This is a genomic window from Methanogenium sp. S4BF (assembly GCF_029633965.1).
Classification (GTDB): Archaea; Halobacteriota; Methanomicrobia; order Methanomicrobiales; family Methanomicrobiaceae; genus Methanogenium.
Genome location: NZ_CP091277.1, coordinates 2,420,103 through 2,443,348, shown reverse-complemented (window position 1 = coordinate 2,443,348; position 23,246 = coordinate 2,420,103). Strand labels below are relative to the sequence as shown.

Genomic DNA, 23,246 nt, shown 5'->3' with positions numbered 1-23,246 from the left:
TCTTAATGCAAGGATTATTTTGCAATTTAAACAATTAATATATACAAAATTCCAAATAAGCACAGTAATGATTATATATGGGATTAAAATTATCAATAGTTTTATCACGACAAGGAATAGACAACTCACATTCTAAGAATATGGAAAATACCAATCCCAGCGCCCAAAATCACCGCGTTTTGTATGTAGATGACGAAGAAGCGCTCTTAAATGCCACGCAGCTCTATTTTCAGCGAGAAGGAGGCTTAAGTATTGATACTGCCGGTTCTGCAGACGAGGGGTTTCAAAAACTTGAGGCATCCAAATACGACGCTATCATCTCTGACTTTGAAATGCCTGATATGAATGGCATTGAATTTCTCTCTGCCCTGCGTACCAGCGGTGATGACACCCCCTTTATTATTTTCACCGGAAGGGGTCGGGAAGATGTCGTCATTGATGCATTCAATGCCGGAGCAGATTATTATCTCCAGAAGGGGGGTCATCCAAAGGCACAGTTTGCTGAACTGTTCAATACCATCCGGAAGGCGATTGATAACAAAAAGGCAAAAGATATAATTGAGCGGAAAAATGCTGAAATCGAAGCGGCAAACCGGGAGCTCATCAACCGAAGTGAAGAACTCCGCCATAATCTTGATGCACTCACGATAAGCAGAAATCAGCTGCAGGAGAGTGAGCGGCGTGCACGCTCCATTCTGGATTCATCTCCCTCAACGATTGTCCTTCTTGACAGGAACGGTGTCGTACTCGATTCGAATGAGGGATACCCTGCCCGTTTTGGAAAGACACGTGCAGAGATTCTCGGTACATCAGTCTGGAGTCTCTTCCCGAAAGATATTTCAGAAATACAGAAAGAACGGCTCGAACAGGTATTTTCCACGGGAAAATCCCTTACAGCAGAACTCGTATGGCAGGGAGTCTGGGACTACTCCTGTGATCCCATGCTCAATGCAGACGGTGTAGTACAGAGTGTAACAGTGCATGCAACTGACATCACACAGCGCAGAGAGATGGAGGATGAAATCCGGACCAGTGAAACCCTCTACCGGACCGTGGTGGAAGACCAGACGGAATTTGTCTGCCGGTTTCTGCCGGACGGCACACACGTATTTACGAATGATGCCTACTGCCGCTATTTTAATAAACCGCGTCAGGAATTCATACAGGCGAAATTCAGGCCGGATATCCCGAAAGAGGATCTGGTGCGTATCACAGAGATGCTGCAATCTCTTACCATAAACCATCCCGTTGCAACCATCGAACACAGAATTGTGATGCCGGATGGCACCATCCGGTGGCAGCAATGGAGTGACCGTGCCATCTTTGATGAGAACGGCAGCGTAATGGAATATCAGTCGGTGGGCAGGGACGTCACAGAGATAAAACATGCAGAAAATGCCATATTAGAGGCAAACAACAAACTCAATCTGCTTTCTTCTATTACCCGGCATGACATCCTCAATCAGCTGACCGCCCTTCTGATGCTGGAGGAGTTCCTGAAAGAAGACATTACCGAAGAGCAGCCATCTGCCTATGTCGATGCCATTATAGATGTCACCAATAAAATCGAGGAACAGATACAGTTTACCCGCGATTATCAGGATCTGGGACAGATCAAACCAGCGTGGCAGAGTCTTCGGAAGGTTGCCGGTCTGGCATTTATGCAGTCTCATGCGTGCAATATCAGGACAGACATTGATGTGGAGGACGTCTTTGTATATGCAGACCATATGCTCGAGAAGGTATTCCTGAATCTTTATGACAATGCCGTCCGCCACGGGAAGAAAATCACTCAGATCCAGGTTTCATTCCGAAACGAGGGCTCCACCGGCATCATTACCGTCGCAGATGATGGGATCGGGGTCCCCACCGATATGAAAGAGAGGATATTTGATCGGTATACCGGCTCCAATACCGGGCTGGGGCTCTTTCTGGTTTCAGAGATTCTTGCTATAACAGAGATCACGATACGGGAAAACGGAGTGCCCGGGAAAGGGTCCTCATTCGAGATTTTGGTACCGGAAGGAAAGTGGAGACGTGACTCAGAATCTGTTCCTGACCTGCAATCAGGAAATACTGATCCACCGGTCTGCCCGCGATAGATTCAGACAAGATCCGGGAGAATGGGAAAATAAGCTACAAATAGACCCCATTCTAAAAAATAAGCAAAATACATTCTCAATTCACCAGGTTAAATTGATTACGGAGTAAACAATTAAATCCTGTCCTGCCCATTTAGTAACGCATGAGTAACATCACTGTCAGCCAGGATGACTGCACGAAATGCGGAGTGTGCGTAAAAGTCTGTCCGGTGTCAATCATCTCAATGAAAGAGAATAAACTGCCGATGATTGCAAAAGACCTCGAAGACAAGTGCGTCAGATGCGGACACTGCGAGATATTCTGCCTGTTTAATGCACTGGAAACAAACTTCGAAGGTGAATATCCGTTATCCATGAATGAACGGGCTCCCGACATCAAACCGGACCAGCTCGCAAGATTTGTTCAGACCCGCAGGTCAATCCGCCATTACCGGAAAAAACCGCTTAAACGGGCACTTATTGAACAGATGCTGGATGTCATCCGCTACAGCCCGACTGCAGCAAACAGCCAGCGGGTGAAATGGATTGTCGTCCATGACCCGGAGAAGGTGCAAAAGATTGCAGAGCACACCGTAGAATGGATGAAGACCGAGGTGGAGAAGAGGCCAAACCATCCCTACTCTCTCCAGTACAACGGCATCATCCGGCGATGGGGGCTGGGAGAAGACGCTGTCTGTCATAGCGCACCCCACCTCCTTATCGCCATGATACCCGAAGGGAGCACCTGGACAAAGGCAGACCCAATCATTGCACTTTCCTACTTTGAACTGGTCGCAAAGGGATATGGCATCGCATCCTGCTGGAATGGATTTTTGAAGATCGCGATGGAGGAGTTCCCCCCTATGCGGGAAGAACTGGAGATTCCGGAAGGCTACATCCCCTCATATGCCCTCACCTTCGGGTAGCCAAAACAGCGGAGCACCGGGGCCGCACCCAAAAGAAATCCGCTGAGCATCAAATGGATCTAAAAATTCTTTTTTCGGGAGCATACCGAATGCTCTGGAGCATCTTACCCCGTACTGGCAATGACAAACAGTCAAAATAGCACAAATATATTTGAAACTCCTATTTTAAACATTACGCACCCCCATGCAGAAATAAAACCAATATTGGGACACAATCTGACAAAAAGGCCACCAAAAAGGATTATTCCAAATAACGCATAAATACACATATATATGATTATGCGGAGTAAGGGCTGTATTTTTCAGGAGGGCATAGTCTCCTGAAAAAACAGTATGTAAAGGGGAAAAGCGTATGAAAAAACTAACAATTTTGATCCTCGCCATAGGCTTGTGTCTTCTGACAGTGCCCGTAATGGCAGAGGACGAGGAGCCAGTTGCAAACACATTATATCCGGGAGATAATATCTGGATTGCAATTTCACCGATGGAGTCCCATCCGATGAATATAGACCGTCCGGCAGCGATCATTCCGACAATTCCGGGTTATCCGATCCGGGTTGCGGTGTACAGCAATCCATATAATTACCTCACGACCGATGAAAACAACGAGCCAATCTGGGCTTCGATCACAGATGAGAGTGATCAAGCGATTGAGAATTTTGATGTCACCATACTCGGCGATCTTGAGAGTAATCCCAGATATACGATCTCACTCAGGCTGCCGGATCCTGCTCACCCTGATGAGCCATACCAGCCATCTCCGGAAGTAGGAGCCCTCTATTCTAAGGTCCATCGGGAAAACGACTACAAATGGGAGTATGTCTTCTATGTAAGGGATCTGGACGGGCTGAATGCCGATGTAGAACGCATGTTCTTTGTTGTGGAGAAAACAAAGATTGACGGATCTAAGAAGATCATTTACCAGGGAAGCGGTGCAGTTAAGGTCACCTCAACATCACAGAAAGATGGCGGCAACGGCGGCGGCCAAACATAGCCAATACCTGAAACGGGAAAAAGGGGGATAGAATTCTCATTTTTTCCCTATTATCCAGCGGCATCATTTCATGAGGGATTTCCGGTTCAGGAATATATCAGTCCGCTACCGTGCCGGTGTATAATCAACACTCATGCACCATGTGCCACGGCACTGGCCAAGAAACCCAGAACTATTTTCCGCTCAGAAAGTATCCTGCATTACGAAAAAAAAATTAGTTCCTAAACTCTTTCGCTATCCGTTCTGTCTCATCAAACACCTGAGTGATTGAATCAGCCGGCGGCGGAGTCATTTTGCTGACCACATAGATGGCAAGAAGGGAGAGAATGAACCCAGGAATAATTTCATAGATGCCAAAGAGCCCCACCTGTTTCCAGAGAAGAACCGTCAGTCCACCGACAACAATGCCTGCAAGAGCTCCCTGCCGTGTAGTTCTCTTCCAGAAGAGGGCCATTAAAAGAAGCGGGCCAAACGTTGCCCCGAACCCTGCCCAGGCATAGGAGACGATGTTAAAGACAAAGCTCTCCGGGTCAAGTCCGAGAAGAATCGCAAAGACTGCCACAATAAGAACGGAGATACGGCTGATCCATATCAGTTCACGGTCGGTCGCCTTCTGTTTGAAAAAGGAGGTGTAGAGGTCCTGTGAGACAGCAGATGCACTGACGAGAAGCTGGGATGACGCGGTACTCATGATTGCTGCAAGGATACCGCAGAAGACAATGCCTGCGAGGAACGGGAACAGCACATCTCCGGTCATCACCATGAAAACAGTTTCTGAGTCGGCACCGATGAGAGGCTGGCTCAAAAACACCCGCCCGATGATGCCGATTGCAACAGCGGCACACAGGGAGACGATAACCCATACCATTGCAACGGTTCGCGCCTCACGCACCTGTTCTGCCTTCTCGATTGCCATAAACCGCACGAGAATATGGGGCTGGCCGAAATAGCCCAGTCCCCAGGCAAGCATCGAGGCAATCGCAATGATTGTCAGGGGATTTCCTTCAGGGTCAAGGAACGGATTGAGGAGCGCCGGGTTAATATCGCCAATACCTGAAACAACAACACCGGGCCCGCCAAGAATCGCCAGTGCGGCAATCGGCACAATCAGCAGTGCAAAGAACATCAGGCACCCCTGAATAAAATCAGTCAGGCAGACCGCCTTGAAACCGCCGGTAAAGGTATATAAAACGACAATCGCCGATCCCAGGAGAAGTGCGGTTGTATAGTCAATACCAAAAACCGTGTTGAAGAGTTTGCCGCCTGCCACAAACTGGGCAGATGTGTAGATGAGGAAGAAGATCAGGATAAAAACCGCAGATATGCCGCCGATAATATCCGATTTATCCTCAAAACGGTTTCTGAAAAAATCGGGGAGTGTCAGCGAGTCATTTGCACACTGGGTATAAATCCTCAACCGCTTTGCAACAAACTTCCAGTTCAGGAATGTTCCGATAATCAGACCGAGTGCCACCCATGCGGCTGACATCCCGGTCAGGTATGCAAGCCCTGGCAGCCCAATCAGGAGCCACCCGCTCATATCCGATGCCTCGGCACTCAGGGCCGTTACATACCGGTTGAGTCCTCGCCCACCGAGAATATAATCGCTCACCGTTGTCGTCTTCTTATAATACAAAAATCCGATTGTGACCATTACGCTGAGATAGACAACAAATGCAGCGATAATTTCGATATTGTTTATTTCCATAGTACCACCTAAACCAATACATCCGACTGCTGAAATATCCGGTCCGGGATAATATGGGATACGGAAGACATTCAGCTCATACATTTCTGCGATTAATTATATTTAAATGATAATTTTTGTTTTTTTTACAGGTTATCACACATTTACAGCTTAATTGAGAGAGAAAGCTAAATACGGGAATTTATTTCTGAAAGAACGAGCTGACGGACACCTGCCATCCAGACAGAGAAGATGCACGAACAGGGTGAATCCTTAAAAACCCTCTCCTCATAGAAGAGAGTGTCCATATGTATGAACTGGTCTCCCCGGTGAAGCTGCTTGTTGTCCTGAAGTATCTCTCGATTCTGGTGATGGGAGCAGGCGCCATGCTGCTGGTACCGCTTATTGTTGCACTCTATTTCGGGGAATATACCATTGCAGGCATGTATGTTATCATCGGGTCCACCATCATTCTGCTGGGATTTTTCTTTCACCGACTGCTGCCGGAAGGCGAACTGGAATGGAAGGAGGCCCTCATCATTGCAGCGGTCATTTTCCCCTTTGCCGCCCTTTTAAGCGCCATTCCCTTTACGGTCTCAGCCGGAATGCCATTTCTGGATGCTTATTTTGAGGCAGTCTCCGGGGTGACGACGACCGGCCTCTCAGTTGCCCCTGCAGCCGTTGGGCCGGCGTTTCTCTTTGCCCGCTCCTGGCTTCAGTGGGTGGGCGGCATCGGGATTATCATCATCATTCTCATGGTATTCATCCCGCCGGGTACAAGCGCACACCGCCTCTATGCGATTAACAGCCCTGAAACACCCCTGCGGCCCGGCGTCACGGCAACTGCAAAAGTGCTGGTGCAGATCTACTGCCTCTTAACTGCGATCTCGTTTCTCATCCTCTTTGCCGGGGGCATGCAGCCCTTTGATGCCGTATGCCACGCCTTCTCCGCAGTATCCACCGGAGGTTTTTCCACACGGGCGGAATCTGCCGCCGGTTTTTCCGGACTGGTAATTCCGTTTCTTATCACCCTCAGCTGCCTGATGGGAGCATTCAATTTCAGCCTCTATCCCCGGCTGATTGAGAATAAAAAAGCACTCATCTCAGATATTCAGTTCAGGTATTTTCTGATATTCGCCGCTATCGGCATTCTTCTGTTATTCTTCACCATGCCGGGAGAGATGAATCCCATGGAGGGACTCTCTGTTTCCGCTTTTCAGACATTCTCCGCACTGAGTACAGCAGGATTTGCCACGATTGACATCGGCACCCTTCCCGACGGATCAAAGGCAGTCATCACCGCTCTGATGTGGGTGGGCGGGTCAGTGGGGTCGACAGCCGGAGGCATCAAGATTCTCAGGCTTGTTATCCTCTTAAAAGTGGTGCATCTGGTCTTTATCCGGTATTTTCTTCCCCGTGAGGCACTCACTCCCCTCAAGCTGGGAGAAGACGTGATTGAGACCGAGATGGTCTACAATATTCTTACCTTTGTCTTTCTTTATTCACTCATCCTCGTGGCATCCAGTTTTATCTTTATGCTCTATGGATACGGCCTTGACAATGCCCTCTTCGAAGTTTCAAGTGCCCTCGGGACAGTCGGCCTCTCCTGTGGCATCACGAGCGCTGCAATGCCGGATCTGTTGAAAGGGGTGTTGATCGTCGATATGCTCCTCGGTCGAATTGAGATCGTGCCGCTGTTTATCCTGGCATTCCCGAGAACATGGGTGAAGCGGTAGTACACCAGACTTTCACATAAGGCCGCAAAGGAACACAACACAATGAGAGATATTTCGGATGGGGGGAAATAATCCGGAGTATTATCGGAAATAGCTCCGGATTCACCATCCCGTTTTCCTCAATCCTGAGCCTATCTTCATTTCTGTGAAAAGCCGTTTCAAAATCCCTGACAACAATTAAGTTAATGGACAACCATTAACAGCCAACCCATCACAGGATGGGGGGTGTATTGAATGAAATCACTGAAAATTCTGGGCATACTGATTGTGGTGGGAGCAGTGCTTGCTGCAGGGTGTACTACTACCGAACCACCGGAAGCAACCCCTGCCCCCACACAGACACCAGCAATGAAGAGCATCGTGGAGACCGCACAGGATGCCGGGTCATTTACGACCCTTCTTACGGCAGTCGATGCCGCAGGTCTGACGGAGACACTCTCAGGGGACGGGCCGTTCACCGTATTTGCACCAACTGACAATGCCTTTGCGGCACTTCCCGAGGGAACAGTCGCTGTCCTCCTCGAGGATCCGGAGGGGGAGCTGAAGGATATCCTTCTGTATCATGTTGTATCAGGTAACCTGATGGCAGAGGATGTGGGAACACAGCCGGATGCAATGACACTTCTTGGCAAACGGATACGCTTCGATACAACAGACGGCGTAATGGTTGAGGGGGCAACCGTCACTACGGCAGACATCATCTGCAGCAATGGTGTTATCCATGTCATTGACGCAGTGATGCTGCCAAAAGGGAATGTCGTAGAGACTGCGGTTGCCGACGGTCGGTTTACCACTCTCGTTGCGGCGGTTCAGGCAGCAGACCTTGCGACGACACTGTCCGATGAGACGAAGGACTTTACCGTATTCGCACCCACAGATGACGCCTTTGCGGCGCTGCCTGAAGGAACAGTTGCAACTCTGCTGGAAGACCCAAAAGGGCAGCTCACGCAGATCCTGCTCTATCACGTGGCAGACGGCCGGTATATGGCTGCAGATGTTATGGCCATGGAAACAATAGATACCCTGCAGGGCAGCACCCTTGCCATTGACACCGCAGACGGCGTGAAGGTGGACGGTGCGAATGTCATCATCACTGATGTGGAATGCAGCAACGGCGTCATCCATGTCATTGATGCGGTGATTATACCGCCGGAAGCGTGAAATACCCAAAACCTCTCTTTTTACAGGCTCAGGGAGCGGGAGTACCCGGGACGATTATTTCCGGGGAATCCGCCCCATGGTGACGAACACCCGGACTATGCTGCTTTTGAAAGACAGCAGATGAGAATCTCACTTCTCTTCTGCCGCAGCACAGAGAGCACGGGAGAGATCCCGCAGGGATTCGGCGACAGGATTTTCGGATTCTCCCGAACAAAGGCTTCGGACATCGGGCTCGGAATCAATGATTGCCTCATTGAAGGGGATGTAGTGAACCGAGGTGAATTTTTCCCCCCCTCCAGAGAGGAGCTCTATCTTTTGGATATCTGATGCCGAGCGGACCTTGTTGACCACCAGGTGGACATGGTTGATCCCCAGTTCACGGGAAAGGGAGGCCGCGTGTTCGGCGACGCTGTAGGCATTGTATGAGGGTTCTGTGACCACCACCGCCTGGGAAAAACCGTCTGCAGTCGCCCGGCCGAAATGCTCGACCCCTGCCTGGGTATCCATCAGTATCACTTCGTTTCGCCGCAGACGGATATAACGGATGACACTGCCCAGAAGGGCATTTTCCGGGCAGAGGCAGCCACCGGCCGCGGTGGAAACGCTGCCCATAACGAGCAGGCTTATATGATCATCGATAGCGATGCCGAACCGCTCCACCACATCGTTCACCTCCGGATTGATCCGGAGCATCCCGCCCCACCCTGACCCCGGGCGCACGCCGACCTTCTCCTCGATATATGCGGCATTCTTCGACAGCGGGATTATTCCGGATGCAGCTTCAGGGAGATACCCGAGGGAAAAGGCGAGGTTCTGCTGGGGGTCCTCGTCAACGGCGAGGACGTTCATGCCACTCTCAGCAAAGATGGATGACAGGATCGCACAGGTGGTGGTCTTTCCCACACCGCCTTTCCCTGCGATAACAATACGCATGCCATCTCCCGATGACGGTGCCCGGTGGGCCCGGAAATACCGGACCGCATTCCGGATATCAGATTTTTTATCGCCCATCCTCCGTCTCCTCTACAGCCCGAGCTCCGTTCTCTTCCCGTCGATATGCGAGATGATGAGCTTCGCTGCCGTTACGGGGTCCGGCTCCACAGCAAATTTTGCCTGAACGACGCCGTGTACCCCTGAGGTGAGGAGCTCTGCCACGTTCGGACTCCCCGTGATCTTGGGCATCACCCCAAGGACGGTATAGACACCCGATGCGACAAAATAGGAGCCGATGGAGACCGCTTTCTGCGAATACCACTCCGGTGCCGCTCCTGCCACCGGGAGCTGGTGAATCCCGACACCCAGTGCCTTTGCAAGCTCCGCGAGGAGGACAAGGATGCGTGAACAGTCCACACAGGACCCCATGTGCAGGACCGGCGGGATGCCAAGGGCCTTGCAGACTCCCCTGAGGCCGGGCCCGGCCAGGAATGCGGCATCAGGCATGAGAAGACCCGCCTTTCCCGATGCAATCGCGGCGCATCCGGTCTCGACGCAGAGGATATCATGCTTTATCAGTTCCTTTGCAAGGGTCACATGCCCGTAATCATGCTTCACCTTCGGATTGTTGCAGCCGACGATACCGACCGCCCCCCGGATCCTGCCGTCGGCAATGGCATCGATGAGCGGCTGGAAGGTCCCGCCGAGGGCTTCCTGGATGGCCTCCACCGAGAATCCGGCCATCAGGTCGACCGGCTTTCCGGGGATGTACACCTTCTCAGGAATCCTGTTCGGGAAGTTGGCGACCGCCATCTTCAGGATGGCCTTTGCCGTTTCAAAGGCATTCCCGGGTTTGAATTCGTAGTAATACGAACCGACCACCTTCGATTTCTCGCTTGTCGAGACGATTTTCGTGTGATAACAGCTTGCCGTCCGCGGCAGCGAGGGGAAGATACACTGGTAATCGATGATCATCGCCTCAACGGCCCCGGTGGTAATCACAAGCTCCTGGTTGAAGTGGTTGCCTGCCATCGGGACGCCCTTTCGCATCAGGAGTTCATTTCCGGTGCAGCAGAGACCGACCAGATTGACCCCCTTTGCCCCTGCCTTCTTTGCAAGCGCCTGAATTTCAGGGTCCTCCGAGGCCCGGACGATCATCTCTGAGAGCATCGGATTGTGGCCATGCAGCGAGACATTGACATAATCTTCCTTCAGAACACCGAGATTTACCTGCGACTGGTTGATCTTCGGTGTCCCGAAGAGAACATCTGAGATCTCTGTTCCCATCATCGAACCGCCCCACCCGTCGCCGAGAGACGTCCGCAGACCGTGCAGCAGGATATTCACATAGCTTGCCCCAACCCCCATGTGGACCCGGTGCATGGCCTCGACAATCTCACGGTCAACACTTCGCGGCCGGATGCCTGCAGCGTCCCAGATTGCCTGTGTCTGTTCAGGAGCCCGTTTTAAAAAGCAGATCTCATTTTTTACCGTTCCGAATTCCTCGAGAAGCCCGAGGCCAACATCGACTGCCATCTCCTCATCACTTCTCCCATCCGTTGAAATCCCGAGTTCGCCGGCGATACGCTTCAGCTTTTCAGGGTCGGAGATCCCGTAGCCCTGCGCCGTTCCCTTCCCGGTTTTGTAGAGTGTCTCGACGATATCGCGGCCGTGGTCCGAGTGTGCCGCAGCCCCTGTTGCAATGGTGTCGAGCAGATTTCGTGCGACGACGAGATCCCCGTCCGCACCGCAGACTCCCCGTTCACGGTGATGCTCAGGGATTATCCTGCACGGCCCCATCGCACAGCGGCTGCAGGAAAGGCCGCTGGCACAATACGTGCACGAGGGCTGCTGCATCTCGTAGCGGTCCCATACGGTCTCGATGCCCTCCCGCATCGTGTGTCGGAGCATCTCCTGTGCCGTATCGTCAATCGTCCGTTCCTGAACCTTCTCTTCTATGAGGGCCGGGTTCATGAGGCTCATCCGTGCCCGGTCAATCTCACATGTCTCAAGGGTTTTTTCGACAAGCACCGGTTTTGGCATCTCTTCCATCCTGATCACCTGATTCCGTTATACGATATGGAGTCCTGTATTGGTGCATAGACGGGAGGAGATATAGTTATATTGCAGAATAGAGGGGGAGGATAACCGGACGAAAAAGGGATGGGGCAGGAGACAGACGACTGAGACCTGCCACTGATTCACAGCCCAAAACAAAAAAAGAGGGGGCACCCTATCTTTTTATTGCATACAGTGCCCATCTGAACATATCGGTATGTGATGGTAATGCCCGTGACACCTGAAATAATTCTTGTCCTTATTGTCCTTGCAGCGACAGTTGTCCTGTTTGTGACAGATAAACTCAGGGTCGATATAATTGCCATCATCATCATGCTCACCCTCGGGTGGCTGGGTCTTATCTCTCCTTCCCAGACCTTCTCCGGGTTTGCGAGCAATGCAGTCATCTCAGTGATGGCAGTGATGATACTCGGCTATGGGGTGGACAGGACGGGAGTGATGATCCGGCTTTCACGCATGATTGTCCGGATTGCAGGGGCAAGCGAGGCGAGACTGATGACTCTCATCTCAGCAGTCGTCGGAGTGCTCTCCGGATTCATGCAGAATATCGGGTCGGCGGCGCTCTTTCTCCCTGCCATCCTGCGTATCTCCAAAAAGACCGGCATACCCCGTGGCCGCATGGTAATGCCGATGGGATTCATGGCAATCCTCGGCGGGACCATAACGATGGTGGGATCATCCCCCCTCATTCTCCTCAATGATCTTCTGGCCCAGGGAAACCTCGAACCGTTTGGGATCTTTGCCGTCACCCCGATAGGCCTTGTGCTCCTCCTGGCCGGAATCATCTATTTCCTCATGCTGGGCAGATATCTTCTGCCATCTGGCGAGGTGGGGGCAGGCGGCCCACCGCCGCAGCAGGATGTCATCGAGACATGGCAGCTGCCTGCGAACATGCATCATTATATTGTTCCCAAGAAAAGCTCCCTTGTAGGTGCAAGCAGGGATGATATCTCCCTCAAATCCCGGTATTCACTGCACCTTCTGGCAGTAAAGACGGGGAGGGATATTCTCTATGCCCCGTGGCGATACTCGGTCTTTGCTGAGGGCCAGATTCTCTCCATTCTCGGAACACCGGAGGATGCAGAACGGTTTGCAGTCGATTACGACCTTGTCCCCGTGGGAAACCCGGAGCGCCACACAGAAGAGATTGGTGAAGAACATGCAGGATTTGCCGAAATAATCGTTCGTCCCCACTCCCCATATACCGGAAAGACCCTTCGTGAGATCTCATTTCGGAAACAGCATGGTCTTGAGGTCATCCTCTCCCTGACAAAGGAGGGCGAACACCGGGGGGATGTTGCCGACATCCCGATGAATCCGGGGGACACGTTTGTTGTCTTCGGTCCGTGGGAGAAAATCAACCGTATCGGGCAGGGACCGGAATTTGTGCTAAGCACAGTCCCCGAAGAGAAGGGAGTGGATTCAGCAAGAGGTCCATTCGCCCTTCTCTGCCTCACGGGCGGCATTGCCCTCACCTTCACCGGGGTTCCGATAGCGCTCGGCCTTCTGACCGGTGCGATTGCGATGATTCTCGGCAGGGTGCTGACCATCGATGAGGCATACCGGGCCATCGACTGGCGGACGGTCTTTCTCCTCGCAGGGCTGATTCCGCTGGGTCTTGCCATGGATCAGACCGGAACGGCGGCTTTTCTTGCAGACGCCATGATGAACCTGCTCGCCATGACACATCCGTTCCTCATTCTCCTTGGCATTGCGGTGCTTGCCACCTTCTTCAGCTTATTTATGTCAAATGTGGCCGCGACTGTCCTTCTGGTGCCACTCGTCATCATCATCGGCACTTCGACAGGGCTCGATCCCCGCGGGCTCGCCCTCCTTGTGGCACTCTGCGCCTCAAACTCCTTTGTCCTCCCGACCCATCAGGTCAATGCATTCCTGATGACACCGGGGGGATACCGTAATGCCGATTACCTGCGGGCTGGAGGAGGCATGACCATCCTCTTTCTGTTCATCACCACAGGATTGGTTTATATATTATTCGTCATATAGGAGGCAGCACAGACATCCGGAATGATTGTATGCTGCTGAAACAGTTTTTTATTGAGAAAATCGCCCACAGTTCGTATCTAATCGGGGGAAACACCACGTGTGCCATCATTGATCCGAGCCGTGACATTGACCGCTACCTCGAGGCTGCAGAGGCCGAAGGGCTGAAAATCACCCACATTCTCGAGACACATCTGCATGCGGATTTTGTCTCGGGTCATATGGACCTTGCCGAAGAGACCGGCGCAGCCATATATGCTCCCGCAGCAGGTCAGTGTACATTTCCGCATGTGCCGCTTTCAGACGGAGATACCTTCCGCATCGAAGACATGGAGTTTCTCGTCCTCGAGACACCCGGCCACACGCCCGACTGCCTGGTGTATGTGGTCACCGACACATCACGCGGAGATACACCTGTTGCCGCGTTCACCGGCGATACGCTCTTTGTCGGGGACGTCGGCCGCCCGGACCTCTTCCCGGGAAAGGCACAGGATCTTGCCGGAAAATTGTATGAAAACCTCCACACAAAGGTCATGACCCTCGCCCCTGAATGCCTTGTATTTCCGGCACACGGTGCAGGCTCCCTCTGTGGAAAGGCTATGGGTGCCATGCGGTTTTCAACCATAGGCTATGAGAATACCTACAACCCCGCCCTGAATAGTGCAGATACCGAAGAGTTCATCCGATCCCTGACCGTCAACATGCCCCCGGCACCCGACCACTTCGCCCGGTGCAGTGACATCAACCGACGGGGCCCGGCCTCTGTCAGGAACCTTCCTCCACTGAAGGCGATGAAACCAGCCGAATTTTATGAGCGGATGAATGATTCAGACACCATCGTGGTGAGCATCCGAAACTATGCCACCTTCGGGGGGCAGCATATCCCCGGCAGCTATCACATCGACATGGGCGGCAACTTCGCAACCTTTGCCGGATGGGTGCTGCCCCCGGACAAAGAGATCCTCCTTGTCACGGACAGCCCCGAACAGGCACATGAGGCTGCAATACAGCTCCGCCGGGTTGGCCTTGACCGGACGACAGGATACCTGAAGGGGGGCACACATGCATGGGTGACCGCCGGCTATACCACCGATCATATCCACCAGCTCTCTCCTTCAGAGGTGCATGCAAAGATACAGGATCCCAAAACCGTTCTGCTCGATGTCAGATCAAAAGACGAATACGAATCACAGCACATCCCGGGAGCCATCAACATCATGGCAATGGATCTCAGAACACGTGCAGGCGAACTTGATGCAGACCGGCCCACGATTGCAATATGCCGGACCGGCCATCGTTCAAGCCTTGCCTGCAGTCTCCTGAAGCAGCAGGGTTTTTCTGATGTTTACAATGCCGCCGGCGGAATCACCGGCTATATCGCCGCAGGATATTTCCCAGAATAATCGTGCGGGATAGGAGCAAAAGAGGAGAGAAAGAATGGACTGGACACCTTATATTGCAGGAATCGGCATCGGCCTTCTCAGCTGGATTGCATTTCTGCTCTCAAACAAACCACTCGGGTGTTCGACCGCATACACGCGGACGAGCGGAATGATTGAACGCCTCTTCAGGGGAAAAAAGACCACAGAGAAACCCTATTACCGGAAGTTCGCTCCCGAAATAGACTGGGAATGGATGCTGGTCGCAGGAGTGTTTCTCGGAGCGTTTGGAGCATCGGTGCTGCTGGGGGGATTCTCGTTTGAATGGGTGCCGACGCTCTTCGGCGATACCTTTGGGTATGATACCGGACTGCGGCTTGCGGTTGCTCTTGCAGGCGGGATTCTCATGGGGCTCGGTTCACGCTGGGCCGGGGGGTGTACGAGCGGACACGGAATAAGCGGTACACTCCAGCTTGCGATTTCAAGCTGGATAGCGGTGATCGTCTTTTTCCTGTCCGGTATTATGACGGCGTTCCTGCTGTACGGGGTTCTCTGGTGAGGGAAGATGATGCTGACTACATTACATGAAAACAAGCGGCTCCAGCTTTTCATCGGTTTTCTCATCGGCATCTGCTTTGGCGGATTCCTGTATATCGGCGGGGTGACTGAATACAACGTGATCCTCGGCCAGCTGCTCTTAACCGACTTTACCGTCATCAAGGTAATGCTCACCGCAGTGGTGGTGGGGATGATCGGTGTGTATGCAATGCGTTGCCGGGGAATGGTCGAGCTGCACCCGAAACCCGGCTCGATTGGGTCGACGGTCATCGGAGGCATCATATTCGGGATGGGATTTGCCATCCTCGGCTACTGCCCCGGCACCGTCGCAGGGGCGGTGGGGCACGGTTCACTTGACGCCCTTTTCGGGGGAGTGACGGGCATCCTCATCGGTGCAGGCATCTTTGCTGCGGCCTATCCCGCCCTTGATGAAAAGATCCTTTCCAAAGGGGTATTCCGGTCCATGACGATCCCCGATTACCTGAAGATAAATCCATGGTATATCATCATCCCGCTTTGCATCCTGATCGTGGCATTCCTTGCAGGAATGGAATATTTCGGCATATAGGACAAAATAACCTTTAAGGAGTGTAAATGGAGATTACTTTGCTCCCCGGGACAATGAACTATTTATACCCCCCGTACCATTCTTTTGCCTATGAATATTCTGGCCATCGACGCGTACGCCGGATTTTTTGCGTTCCTGCAGATACTGACATTCTTCTTTGAGATTGTTGGGGCGGCCCTTATCGTCTATGGCGGCATCAAAGCTGCCTATTTGGTTATTCTCCTTGAATTCCGGAAGATTGACATACCTTACAACCGGATACGGATGAACCTGACCAGTAAGATTGTCTTTGGACTGGAATTTCTCATTGCAGCAGACATCCTTGCCACCATCATCGCTCCTACCCAGGAGGAACTGTTAATGCTTGCCGTGGTCGTCGTTATAAGGACCGTTCTCGGCTATTTCCTGGAAAAAGAGGCCCTTGAATTCAAGATCACCTAAATACCCTCCTGCGCCGGGAAACACATACCGGCCAAATAAAAAGAGCAGGCATCTCAGGCATCACCGGCATATCCGTTGGTGAGATGCCTGTCCTTCTGAAGCCTTTCTAAAAAACACCACGGCAGATCCCCGGTACGCCATGGGAAAAGGGTGGAAAGCATCGCTATGTATATCGGTTTTCGTGAGAACATGAGGAGAAGAGGCAGTATACATGCGGGTTATCATTGTGGAAGGGAGTGCCCTGGGTGTCAACCTGGCGCGAACGCTGATCCAGACAGGATCAGAGGTCATTCTCATCGAAAGGAATCCAAACCGGGCAAAAGAGCTTTCAGAAACCCTTGACTGTACGGTTATCAGTGCGGAGGGCACCCGCCCCGACATCCTGGAAAAAGCAGAGATCGAGAAGGCCGATGCCATCGTCGCCTGCACCATTCATGACCAGGACAACATCATCATCGGGCTGATTGCAAAGCAGTTCAATGTCCCTGAAATTATCATCACAACGGATGACATCCAGTTTATGACCGTTGCAAAGCGGCTTGGCTTTCACCACGTCGTCAATTCCCCCCAGACCACATCAACCAGTATCTTTCACACCCTGCGGGGAATTGACACCATAGAACTGGAGACGATGATGCGGGGAGATGTGCGGTTCATCAGCGTCATTGCGGGAAAGAAATTTGAGGGGACGGAGCTTTCAACAATCAACCTCCCAAAAAACAGTGTCTTCATCGGCCTCTACAGAAACGGCGATTTTCTCCTGTACACCCAAAATCCTGAAATAAAGGAGCGGGACGAGATTCTGATCGCCACCCGTGTCGAATTCGTCGAGCGAATCTATGAGGGGTTCAAAGACGAGGAAGAGGAGGAGGAGAAAGAAGCATCATAGAAGGAGAGCTCCCATCTCAGGACTAATTCTCCTCACCCACAGAGCTGAAGCTGGGGGGCTGGATTCTCCCCCGGTGGCCACCGGTTGTACATATTTTTCCTGCCGCCAGCCCCGCATTATGGGCCCCGACACCAGGGCATAGCAAACTTCGGAAGGGGATGATACAAACCAGAGAGGAGAACAATACAAAAAAGCTGCATTTTTGCCATGATGTGCCCATGCAATACGATTCATTCCATTTCATCAAATCGAACACCCTTTTTCATCAGGAGCTGAATCCTTCCCGGTGAAGAGGACACCATACAACCATTTTCCTGCCATACGGCACAGTTTCGGAATATTAGCGCAATAATGGCGTTTAATTTAGTCCGAAGACAAAAAGGACCCACAACCTTTAATGCGGGAGAATCCGGTGGATAGATGATCTTCGGGGTCGGGCTGCTCCAGGCGAACAGGGCAACACCAACAGCCACCTTTCCCGGAATGGTTCATCAGAGGAACTGACTCCAGCCGGGGAATAACGCCTGACACCCGGACCCCCATGAGAGGTGAAGAAGAGATGGTACAGGTACTCAAAGAGATCCCGGCAGAGAAACGCTGGGATATTGCAACCCGGTGTTCGGACATGATGCCATTTGTCTATAGTCAGGCATTCAGGAAGGTTGCACCGGAGCGGCAAGAGGAACTGAACAGGGCAGAGAAAGAGATCTGGCGGGAATTCGGAAAACGGCAGGGAGACATTGCAAAAAGCATTGGATATCCGGCCAATTCCGCAATGGAAGTTGCAAAAGCATTCAATGAGATCTCAAGGACAGTCCTTGGCCCGCAGCTGCAGGGACGGACCATACAGGAAAAGGGTGATGCGGCGACCATCATCACTGAGCAGTGCCCGATGGCAGCAAACACAGAACGGTTCGGGGCAGAAGCCCGTCACACCTGTGAACTCTGCAGTGCGTATGGCAAGGCGTCTATAGAGAGCCTGAACCCTAAATACCACATCAGCTCAGAAAAGCACATGTGTATGGGAGACTCCTCCTGCCGGATGAGCATTGAGAAAACTCAACGCTAACCCTTTTTTCCCATCATGCGCCACATTCTCCGGTTCGCAAACTGGTTAAGTGCGCCCCCTTTTTCCCATCATCCCGTCCCGGAAGCAGACATTCCGGTCAGAAATACGCATTGTATCAGCATTCTGCAATGCGGCAGTCATTATCTGCTTTGGACCCGGTTTATCCCACGTCAGAGTAAGGCACAACCTGTCTCTGAGTTCGTGCCGTCGGAACAGCCCAATGCTCATCCGCCAGGAAAACGAAAGCAGTTTCCACCAGTGCACGGGCAATTTTCAGACATTCTGGGACCACTTCATCACGAACGATCTGCAGGAGATACCGTAATTCAGCCCCGGTAAGATCACGATATGAAAGCAAAAATCGGTTTGAATTGCATCGAAAAAGAGAATTATCGGTTCCGTACGTCAGTCTTTGTCATTTGCAGTATATTCTCTCCTGCGGCAGAGGTATAGGATGATTCATCCATCTCTGCACGGATAATTCCTGCAACAGGGTTATCCGTTTCTTCAAAGATGTTGCGTGGGATCCCATGATCGGTAATCCGTAATGCAACCGTACCCTTTTGATACGCACACGAGAGTGCAAGGTACCCCTGCCGATCCGGGTATCCATTCATGAGAATGTCAACGATTACCTCCCCCATCAGACTGCCGACAGAATCAACAGTAGTGTCACAGACACCGCATGCATTCATCCGGCGCCCTGCGGCTTCCACCAGATGAGAAACTCCTCCCGTTGATGCAAGCTTCAGGCTCACATCAAAACATTGTCCATGTGTTCTGCTCAAAAATTTCCCCCCCCTCATGAAGCAAAAAAGACAGACTCCTCTCTAATACTTCACGATCAGTTCATTCGTACAGTAATATACCTCTTTGCCGTGCAAACAACGCGGAATCCAACAGATGAATCAGGCAAAAAGGCAGATTTTCATGGATTTACAAAAATTCCTTCGTTTTAAGCAGGTATCCCAGTGCAAAGCAGACTGCAGCGGAGATGAAAATAATAACAAGATATACAGACGGGTCATTCTGCATGGGCAGCTTAACATTCATGCCGTAAAAACTGGAAATGATCGTTGGAACCGAGAAGATAATCGTGATTGATGCGAGAATCTTCATCACCCGGTTCATATTATTATTAATGACAGATGCAAATGCATCCATCATCCCGGAGAGAATATTGGAATAGATACCCGCCATCTCAATTGCCTGCCGGTTTTCGATTATTACATCGTCAAGAAGTTCCCGGTCCTCCTCATAGAACCGGATGGGGCCAAACTTCATTATTTTCTCAAGGACACCCTCATTTGCCTGGAGTGAGGTTGAGAAGAAGACAAGACTTTTCTCCAGGTTCATCAGGGCAAACAATGCTTCATTCTTCATGGATTTGTGAAGCATTTCCTCATATTCTTCACTTTTTTTATTTATTGTCCGAAGGTCTTTGAGATAGAGCCGGGCTGTCCTGAATAAGATTAGAAACAGAAACCGAGTGCGTTTAGAAGTTGAAAACGACTTAATCTCACTGTTGATGAAGTCATCGACAATCCGGTTTTTCCGTAACGAAACAGTAATGACAGCATCAGTCGTGATGATGATTCCCAGGGGGAAGGTATTGAAGAGATATGGTTTCTCCCCTGATGTGATCTCAGGAATGTCGATGACAATCAGGGAAACGTCATCTTCAGAATCAATCCGCGGCTGTTCCTCATCATCAAGTGCTGCCCGAAGAAGTTCACCAGATACCGAGAGATGCTCTGCTACGTGTTCAATCTCTGCATCGTCCGGTGCAGTCAGGTTCACCCAGCAGTTTTTCTCAAATTCCAGAGTCCGTGCAGGCCGGGCCGAATGATCGCCACCATTATTATTGGATATAAATATTTCCAGCATTCAGCTATACCACTCATCACACCTGTTTCCCGATGCCTTATACCTTTTCTGCTGAGAGTCCGGCACACCCTTCTCCGTCACAGGATACCCCCCGTCAGGTCTGCCATTATTCAGACAGATCTTAAGAGGACATCTGTGTACTCGCTGCAAAAAAGGAACCGGGCCCGAGGGGGAGCAGGGACAGACCCGGCACGGGAATAACCGATGTATCAGCCCCTGAGGTAGGAGTACCCGGAAGGGATGCATAACCATTCTTCCCCGGGCAGGAAACAATGAGAATCCCGTGATGACCCGAAGACGGGGACAACGCACGTATCCGGCTCAGGGAAAAGGTGGTAAGCACAACCGACGTTTATGGCTTGCATTCATCATGCAGTTCAGGTTTACAGAAATCGGTTCTGACAATAACCGGGCCATTCATATCCACAGCATACCGGTCCGGGTATTCAACAAGGTCGGCGACATTGATCTTCATCTCAATCAGGTTTTCGTAGCTGAACAGTTCGGATACCGTGTCATTTCCTGACAGGAACGATACCTGGATTCCATTGAAACTTTTTGCAGCGTGAATGATCGGTTTCATAATTTGCACTATGGCGAATGATAGTAATAAACATATACCCCGGCCATCCTCATCCGTACCGGTTCTCTGGAGCATGGGCCGGGAACAGAGAGACGGAACGGGAATCCGGGGCCTTTTTTGACGCCATCGCCCATATAACCAAGTCATTTTTTAGATGGCTTTCAAAAAAAAGGGACGGATATACCCCGTATTGCAAACCCTCTGCATTTCAGACGCCCGACAGACCCGGCCGGGCAATAATTTATATATCTCACCCACACAATTACCACCATCCTCAAAGGGGGGGACAAGATATGAAAAAAGAAGAATTTCGCAGCATTCTCTCAGGAGCTATCGCAAACGAGGTGGAATCATATACATTCTATCGGGGGATTGAGAGGTGCACAACCGATTCGACCATGAAGAAAATATTTGGTGAACTTGCAAACGACGAGCAGACCCACCGGGAAACACTGGAGGATTTCCTCACGCAGCCGGTTAAATCATTTCACTTTGATGAGGCACGGGACTACAAGATTTCAGAGACACTTGACGTTCCGCAGCTCACAACGGATATGAAACCCATCGAAGGCATCACCCTTGCAATCAAAAAGGAAGAGGACGCACGCGATATGTATCGGGAACTTGCGGAACTGAGTACAGATCCGGAGCAGAAGAAATTATTCGTAAACCTCTCGAACATGGAGGCTGGGCATAAAGCACAGCTTGAAGACCTCTATACCAACATGGCATTTCCGGAAGTCTGGTAGACAGGGTGCTATTTTTTTTTGAGGCCGGTGCATCTTTTTGCCCCAGCCTCACCATGTTGTATTCACTGCCTGCAGCCGCCACCCATCATCATGGTCCTTCTCTTTAGCGCAGGTTCTGTCATTCCGGAGGCAGGATAATCGGTGAGCGGACAGCCCCAAACATTTAACCCTCTCTTCCTGAAGATATGAATCAATATGGATGTACGGGCCAGTGCACAGAAAACCTACCTGTCCATGCTGCAGGTAGTTCCGCAGGTCATAGGGATACTGCTTTTGGTGAGCCTTCTTCTGACCGTGATCCCACATGAGTGGTATGGGACAGTCTTTTCCGGCCATCCGGTGGCAGACCCCGTCGCAGGTGCGGCGATCGGGAGTATTGCTGCCGGGAACCCGATCACAAGCTATGTCATCGGAGGGGAACTCCTGAATACCGGTATCAGCCTCACCGCAGTGACCGCATTCATCGTTGCATGGGTCACCATCGGCGCAATCCACCTGCCGATGGAGATGAATATCCTCGGAAAACGGTTTGCCATTGCACGCAACCTCTCAGGGTTTATCTTTGCAATACTCATTGCAGCACTGACAGAGGAAACTCTTTCCGTCCTCGGGGGGCTCTTATGAAGCAGGAGGGGGGAAAAGAGCAGAAAAGAGAGAGAAAAGAGAACGAACCACACTTTCCGCTCATCTTCCTCGGTATTGCTGCAGGCATCTACTGCATCGCTGCCATTATTGACGGATCAGCTGCCATTCGCGCATTTGAAACTTTTATCGGGATTTTCCGGCAAATAATCCCTGTCCTTGTGCTGGTATTTGTTTTGATGTTTCTCATCGACATCTTTGTCAGACCAACCGCAATTGCTAAACACCTCGGGTCAGAATCGGGAATGAAGGGTTGGATTCTTGCAATCATTGCAGGCGTCATCTCATCAGGTCCCGTTTATATCTGGTATTCAATGCTCGCCGATTTCCGGGAAAAAGGGATGAGAACCGCTTTTGCCGGCACATTTCTCTATATTCGATCGATAAAACTCCCCTTACTTCCCATGATGATTTTCTATTTCGGAGGCCTCTATACCACAGTGCTTACCGCATATCTGATTGTCTTTTCTGTGATTGTCGGAATGATCTGTGAAGCGGCAGAGGGGAACCCGGAGATTCCGGCTTCCGCAGACAAACCGTCCCGGTAGGCACCTGATAAGAAAGGGAAGGGCAAAAGATGACAGAAACCAAAGTCAGGCTTCCGCTTCTCCGACCCTCAGCCGGACGACACAATGAACGGATAGGTACCGGCTCCTGCAGGAGGTTAAAATCCTCTGAATCCCGCAGCAGTCCGGATATACGGTGTTCTCACAATCCTGCAGAGCATTCCTTCCGGCCAAACTCATCAGACGTTAACCAGTATTCCTGAGGGCAGAGAATGATTCTATTTATTATAGAATTAATCACACATATTCAGAATAATCAGATTTTGTGTATGCCACAAAGTGTCGGCCGCCAGACACCCTGTGCTGAGAAAAAG

The 23,246-nt window shown here is 51.2% G+C and carries 21 protein-coding genes; 15 read left to right on the top strand and 6 right to left on the bottom strand.

From position 1 onward, the window contains the following. The first annotated feature begins 179 nt into the window (after positions 1-179). The 3 genes from L1S32_RS11750 to L1S32_RS11740 all read left to right on the top strand — a co-directional run bounded on the left by L1S32_RS11750 (position 180) and on the right by L1S32_RS11740 (position 4,001). Positions 180-2,102 carry a PAS domain S-box protein gene (locus L1S32_RS11750; RefSeq protein ID WP_278155286.1) on the top strand — a complete coding sequence of 641 codons (1,923 nt, stop codon included), beginning with the start codon at positions 180-182 and terminating at the stop codon, positions 2,100-2,102. Positions 2,103-2,245: 143 nt separating this feature from the next. Beyond that, a complete protein-coding gene (locus L1S32_RS11745) occupies positions 2,246-3,007 on the top strand; it encodes a nitroreductase family protein (protein ID WP_278155285.1) in 762 nt (253 codons plus the stop codon). 352 nt (positions 3,008-3,359) lie between these two features. Continuing rightward, complete coding sequence (locus L1S32_RS11740; protein ID WP_278155284.1) at positions 3,360-4,001, top strand: hypothetical protein; 642 nt, start codon at positions 3,360-3,362, stop codon at positions 3,999-4,001. Between the two features lie 214 nt (positions 4,002-4,215). On the opposite strand, the gene putP is transcribed toward L1S32_RS11740, so the two are convergent. After that, positions 4,216-5,793, bottom strand: coding sequence for a sodium/proline symporter PutP (gene putP / locus L1S32_RS11735; protein WP_278155283.1), 1,578 nt, complete (start codon positions 5,791-5,793; stop codon positions 4,216-4,218). 203 nt (positions 5,794-5,996) lie between these two features. Here putP and L1S32_RS11730 point away from each other — a divergent pair, with 203 nt between their 5' ends. Both L1S32_RS11730 and L1S32_RS11725 read left to right on the top strand, forming a co-directional pair. Continuing rightward, a complete protein-coding gene (locus L1S32_RS11730; protein ID WP_278155282.1) occupies positions 5,997-7,424 on the top strand; it encodes a TrkH family potassium uptake protein in 1,428 nt (475 codons plus the stop codon). A gap of 234 nt (positions 7,425-7,658) precedes the next feature. Next, a complete protein-coding gene (locus L1S32_RS11725) occupies positions 7,659-8,585 on the top strand; it encodes a fasciclin domain-containing protein (protein WP_278155281.1) in 927 nt (308 codons plus the stop codon). A gap of 129 nt (positions 8,586-8,714) precedes the next feature. Here the strand turns inward: L1S32_RS11725 and L1S32_RS11720 are convergent, their stop codons facing one another. Together L1S32_RS11720 and cooS are read right to left on the bottom strand one after the other, a co-directional pair. Then, positions 8,715-9,596, bottom strand: coding sequence for an AAA family ATPase (locus L1S32_RS11720; protein WP_278155280.1), 882 nt, complete (start codon positions 9,594-9,596; stop codon positions 8,715-8,717). A gap of 12 nt (positions 9,597-9,608) precedes the next feature. Next, complete coding sequence (gene cooS, locus L1S32_RS11715) at positions 9,609-11,570, bottom strand: anaerobic carbon-monoxide dehydrogenase catalytic subunit (protein WP_278155279.1); 1,962 nt, start codon at positions 11,568-11,570, stop codon at positions 9,609-9,611. 234 nt (positions 11,571-11,804) lie between these two features. On the opposite strand from cooS, the gene L1S32_RS11710 reads away from it, so the two are divergent. The 7 genes from L1S32_RS11710 (at position 11,805) to L1S32_RS11680 (ending at position 18,505) form a co-directional block, all read left to right on the top strand. Further along, positions 11,805-13,604, top strand: coding sequence for an SLC13 family permease (locus L1S32_RS11710; protein WP_278155278.1), 1,800 nt, complete (start codon positions 11,805-11,807; stop codon positions 13,602-13,604). A 29-nt stretch (positions 13,605-13,633) separates the two neighbouring features. Further along, a complete protein-coding gene (locus L1S32_RS11705) occupies positions 13,634-15,004 on the top strand; it encodes an MBL fold metallo-hydrolase (RefSeq protein WP_278155277.1) in 1,371 nt (456 codons plus the stop codon). Positions 15,005-15,038: 34 nt separating this feature from the next. Then, complete coding sequence (locus L1S32_RS11700; protein WP_278155276.1) at positions 15,039-15,539, top strand: YeeE/YedE thiosulfate transporter family protein; 501 nt, start codon at positions 15,039-15,041, stop codon at positions 15,537-15,539. 6 nt (positions 15,540-15,545) lie between these two features. Beyond that, positions 15,546-16,106 (top strand): YeeE/YedE thiosulfate transporter family protein, encoded by a 561-nt coding sequence (locus L1S32_RS11695; protein WP_347403353.1) that lies wholly within the window; start codon positions 15,546-15,548, stop codon positions 16,104-16,106. Positions 16,107-16,196: 90 nt separating this feature from the next. Beyond that, positions 16,197-16,547: a DUF1622 domain-containing protein gene (locus L1S32_RS11690; protein WP_278155275.1), complete on the top strand. Its 351-nt coding sequence runs from the start codon at positions 16,197-16,199 to the stop codon at positions 16,545-16,547. 211 nt (positions 16,548-16,758) lie between these two features. Beyond that, the gene (locus tag L1S32_RS11685; RefSeq protein WP_278155274.1) at positions 16,759-17,436 is read left to right on the top strand and encodes a TrkA family potassium uptake protein; all 678 of its coding nucleotides are present in this window, start codon (positions 16,759-16,761) and stop codon (positions 17,434-17,436) included. A gap of 559 nt (positions 17,437-17,995) precedes the next feature. Continuing rightward, positions 17,996-18,505, top strand: a complete 510-nt coding sequence (locus tag L1S32_RS11680) for a hypothetical protein (RefSeq protein ID WP_278155273.1) — start codon at positions 17,996-17,998, stop codon at positions 18,503-18,505. Positions 18,506-18,894: 389 nt separating this feature from the next. Here the strand turns inward: L1S32_RS11680 and L1S32_RS11675 are convergent, their stop codons facing one another. The 3 genes from L1S32_RS11675 to L1S32_RS11665 form a co-directional block, all read right to left on the bottom strand. Continuing rightward, complete coding sequence (locus tag L1S32_RS11675) at positions 18,895-19,293, bottom strand: hypothetical protein (RefSeq protein WP_278155272.1); 399 nt, start codon at positions 19,291-19,293, stop codon at positions 18,895-18,897. Between the two features lie 148 nt (positions 19,294-19,441). Then, positions 19,442-20,392, bottom strand: coding sequence for a magnesium transporter CorA family protein (locus tag L1S32_RS11670; RefSeq protein ID WP_278155271.1), 951 nt, complete (start codon positions 20,390-20,392; stop codon positions 19,442-19,444). Positions 20,393-20,744: 352 nt separating this feature from the next. After that, positions 20,745-20,975 (bottom strand): hypothetical protein, encoded by a 231-nt coding sequence (locus L1S32_RS11665; RefSeq protein WP_278155270.1) that lies wholly within the window; start codon positions 20,973-20,975, stop codon positions 20,745-20,747. Between the two features lie 293 nt (positions 20,976-21,268). Between L1S32_RS11665 and L1S32_RS11660 the strand changes: the two genes are divergently transcribed. From L1S32_RS11660 to L1S32_RS11650, 3 genes are all read left to right on the top strand, one after another. Then, entirely contained in the window at positions 21,269-21,724 is a 456-nt protein-coding gene (locus tag L1S32_RS11660; RefSeq protein ID WP_278155269.1) for a ferritin family protein, read from the top strand. Between the two features lie 195 nt (positions 21,725-21,919). Beyond that, complete coding sequence (locus L1S32_RS11655; RefSeq protein ID WP_278155268.1) at positions 21,920-22,348, top strand: hypothetical protein; 429 nt, start codon at positions 21,920-21,922, stop codon at positions 22,346-22,348. Next, on the top strand, positions 22,345-22,914 hold the full coding sequence (locus tag L1S32_RS11650; protein WP_278155267.1) for a hypothetical protein: 570 nt from the start codon (positions 22,345-22,347) through the stop codon (positions 22,912-22,914). Before L1S32_RS11655 ends, L1S32_RS11650 begins: the two co-directional genes overlap by 4 nt. Positions 22,915-23,246 lie beyond the last annotated feature (332 nt).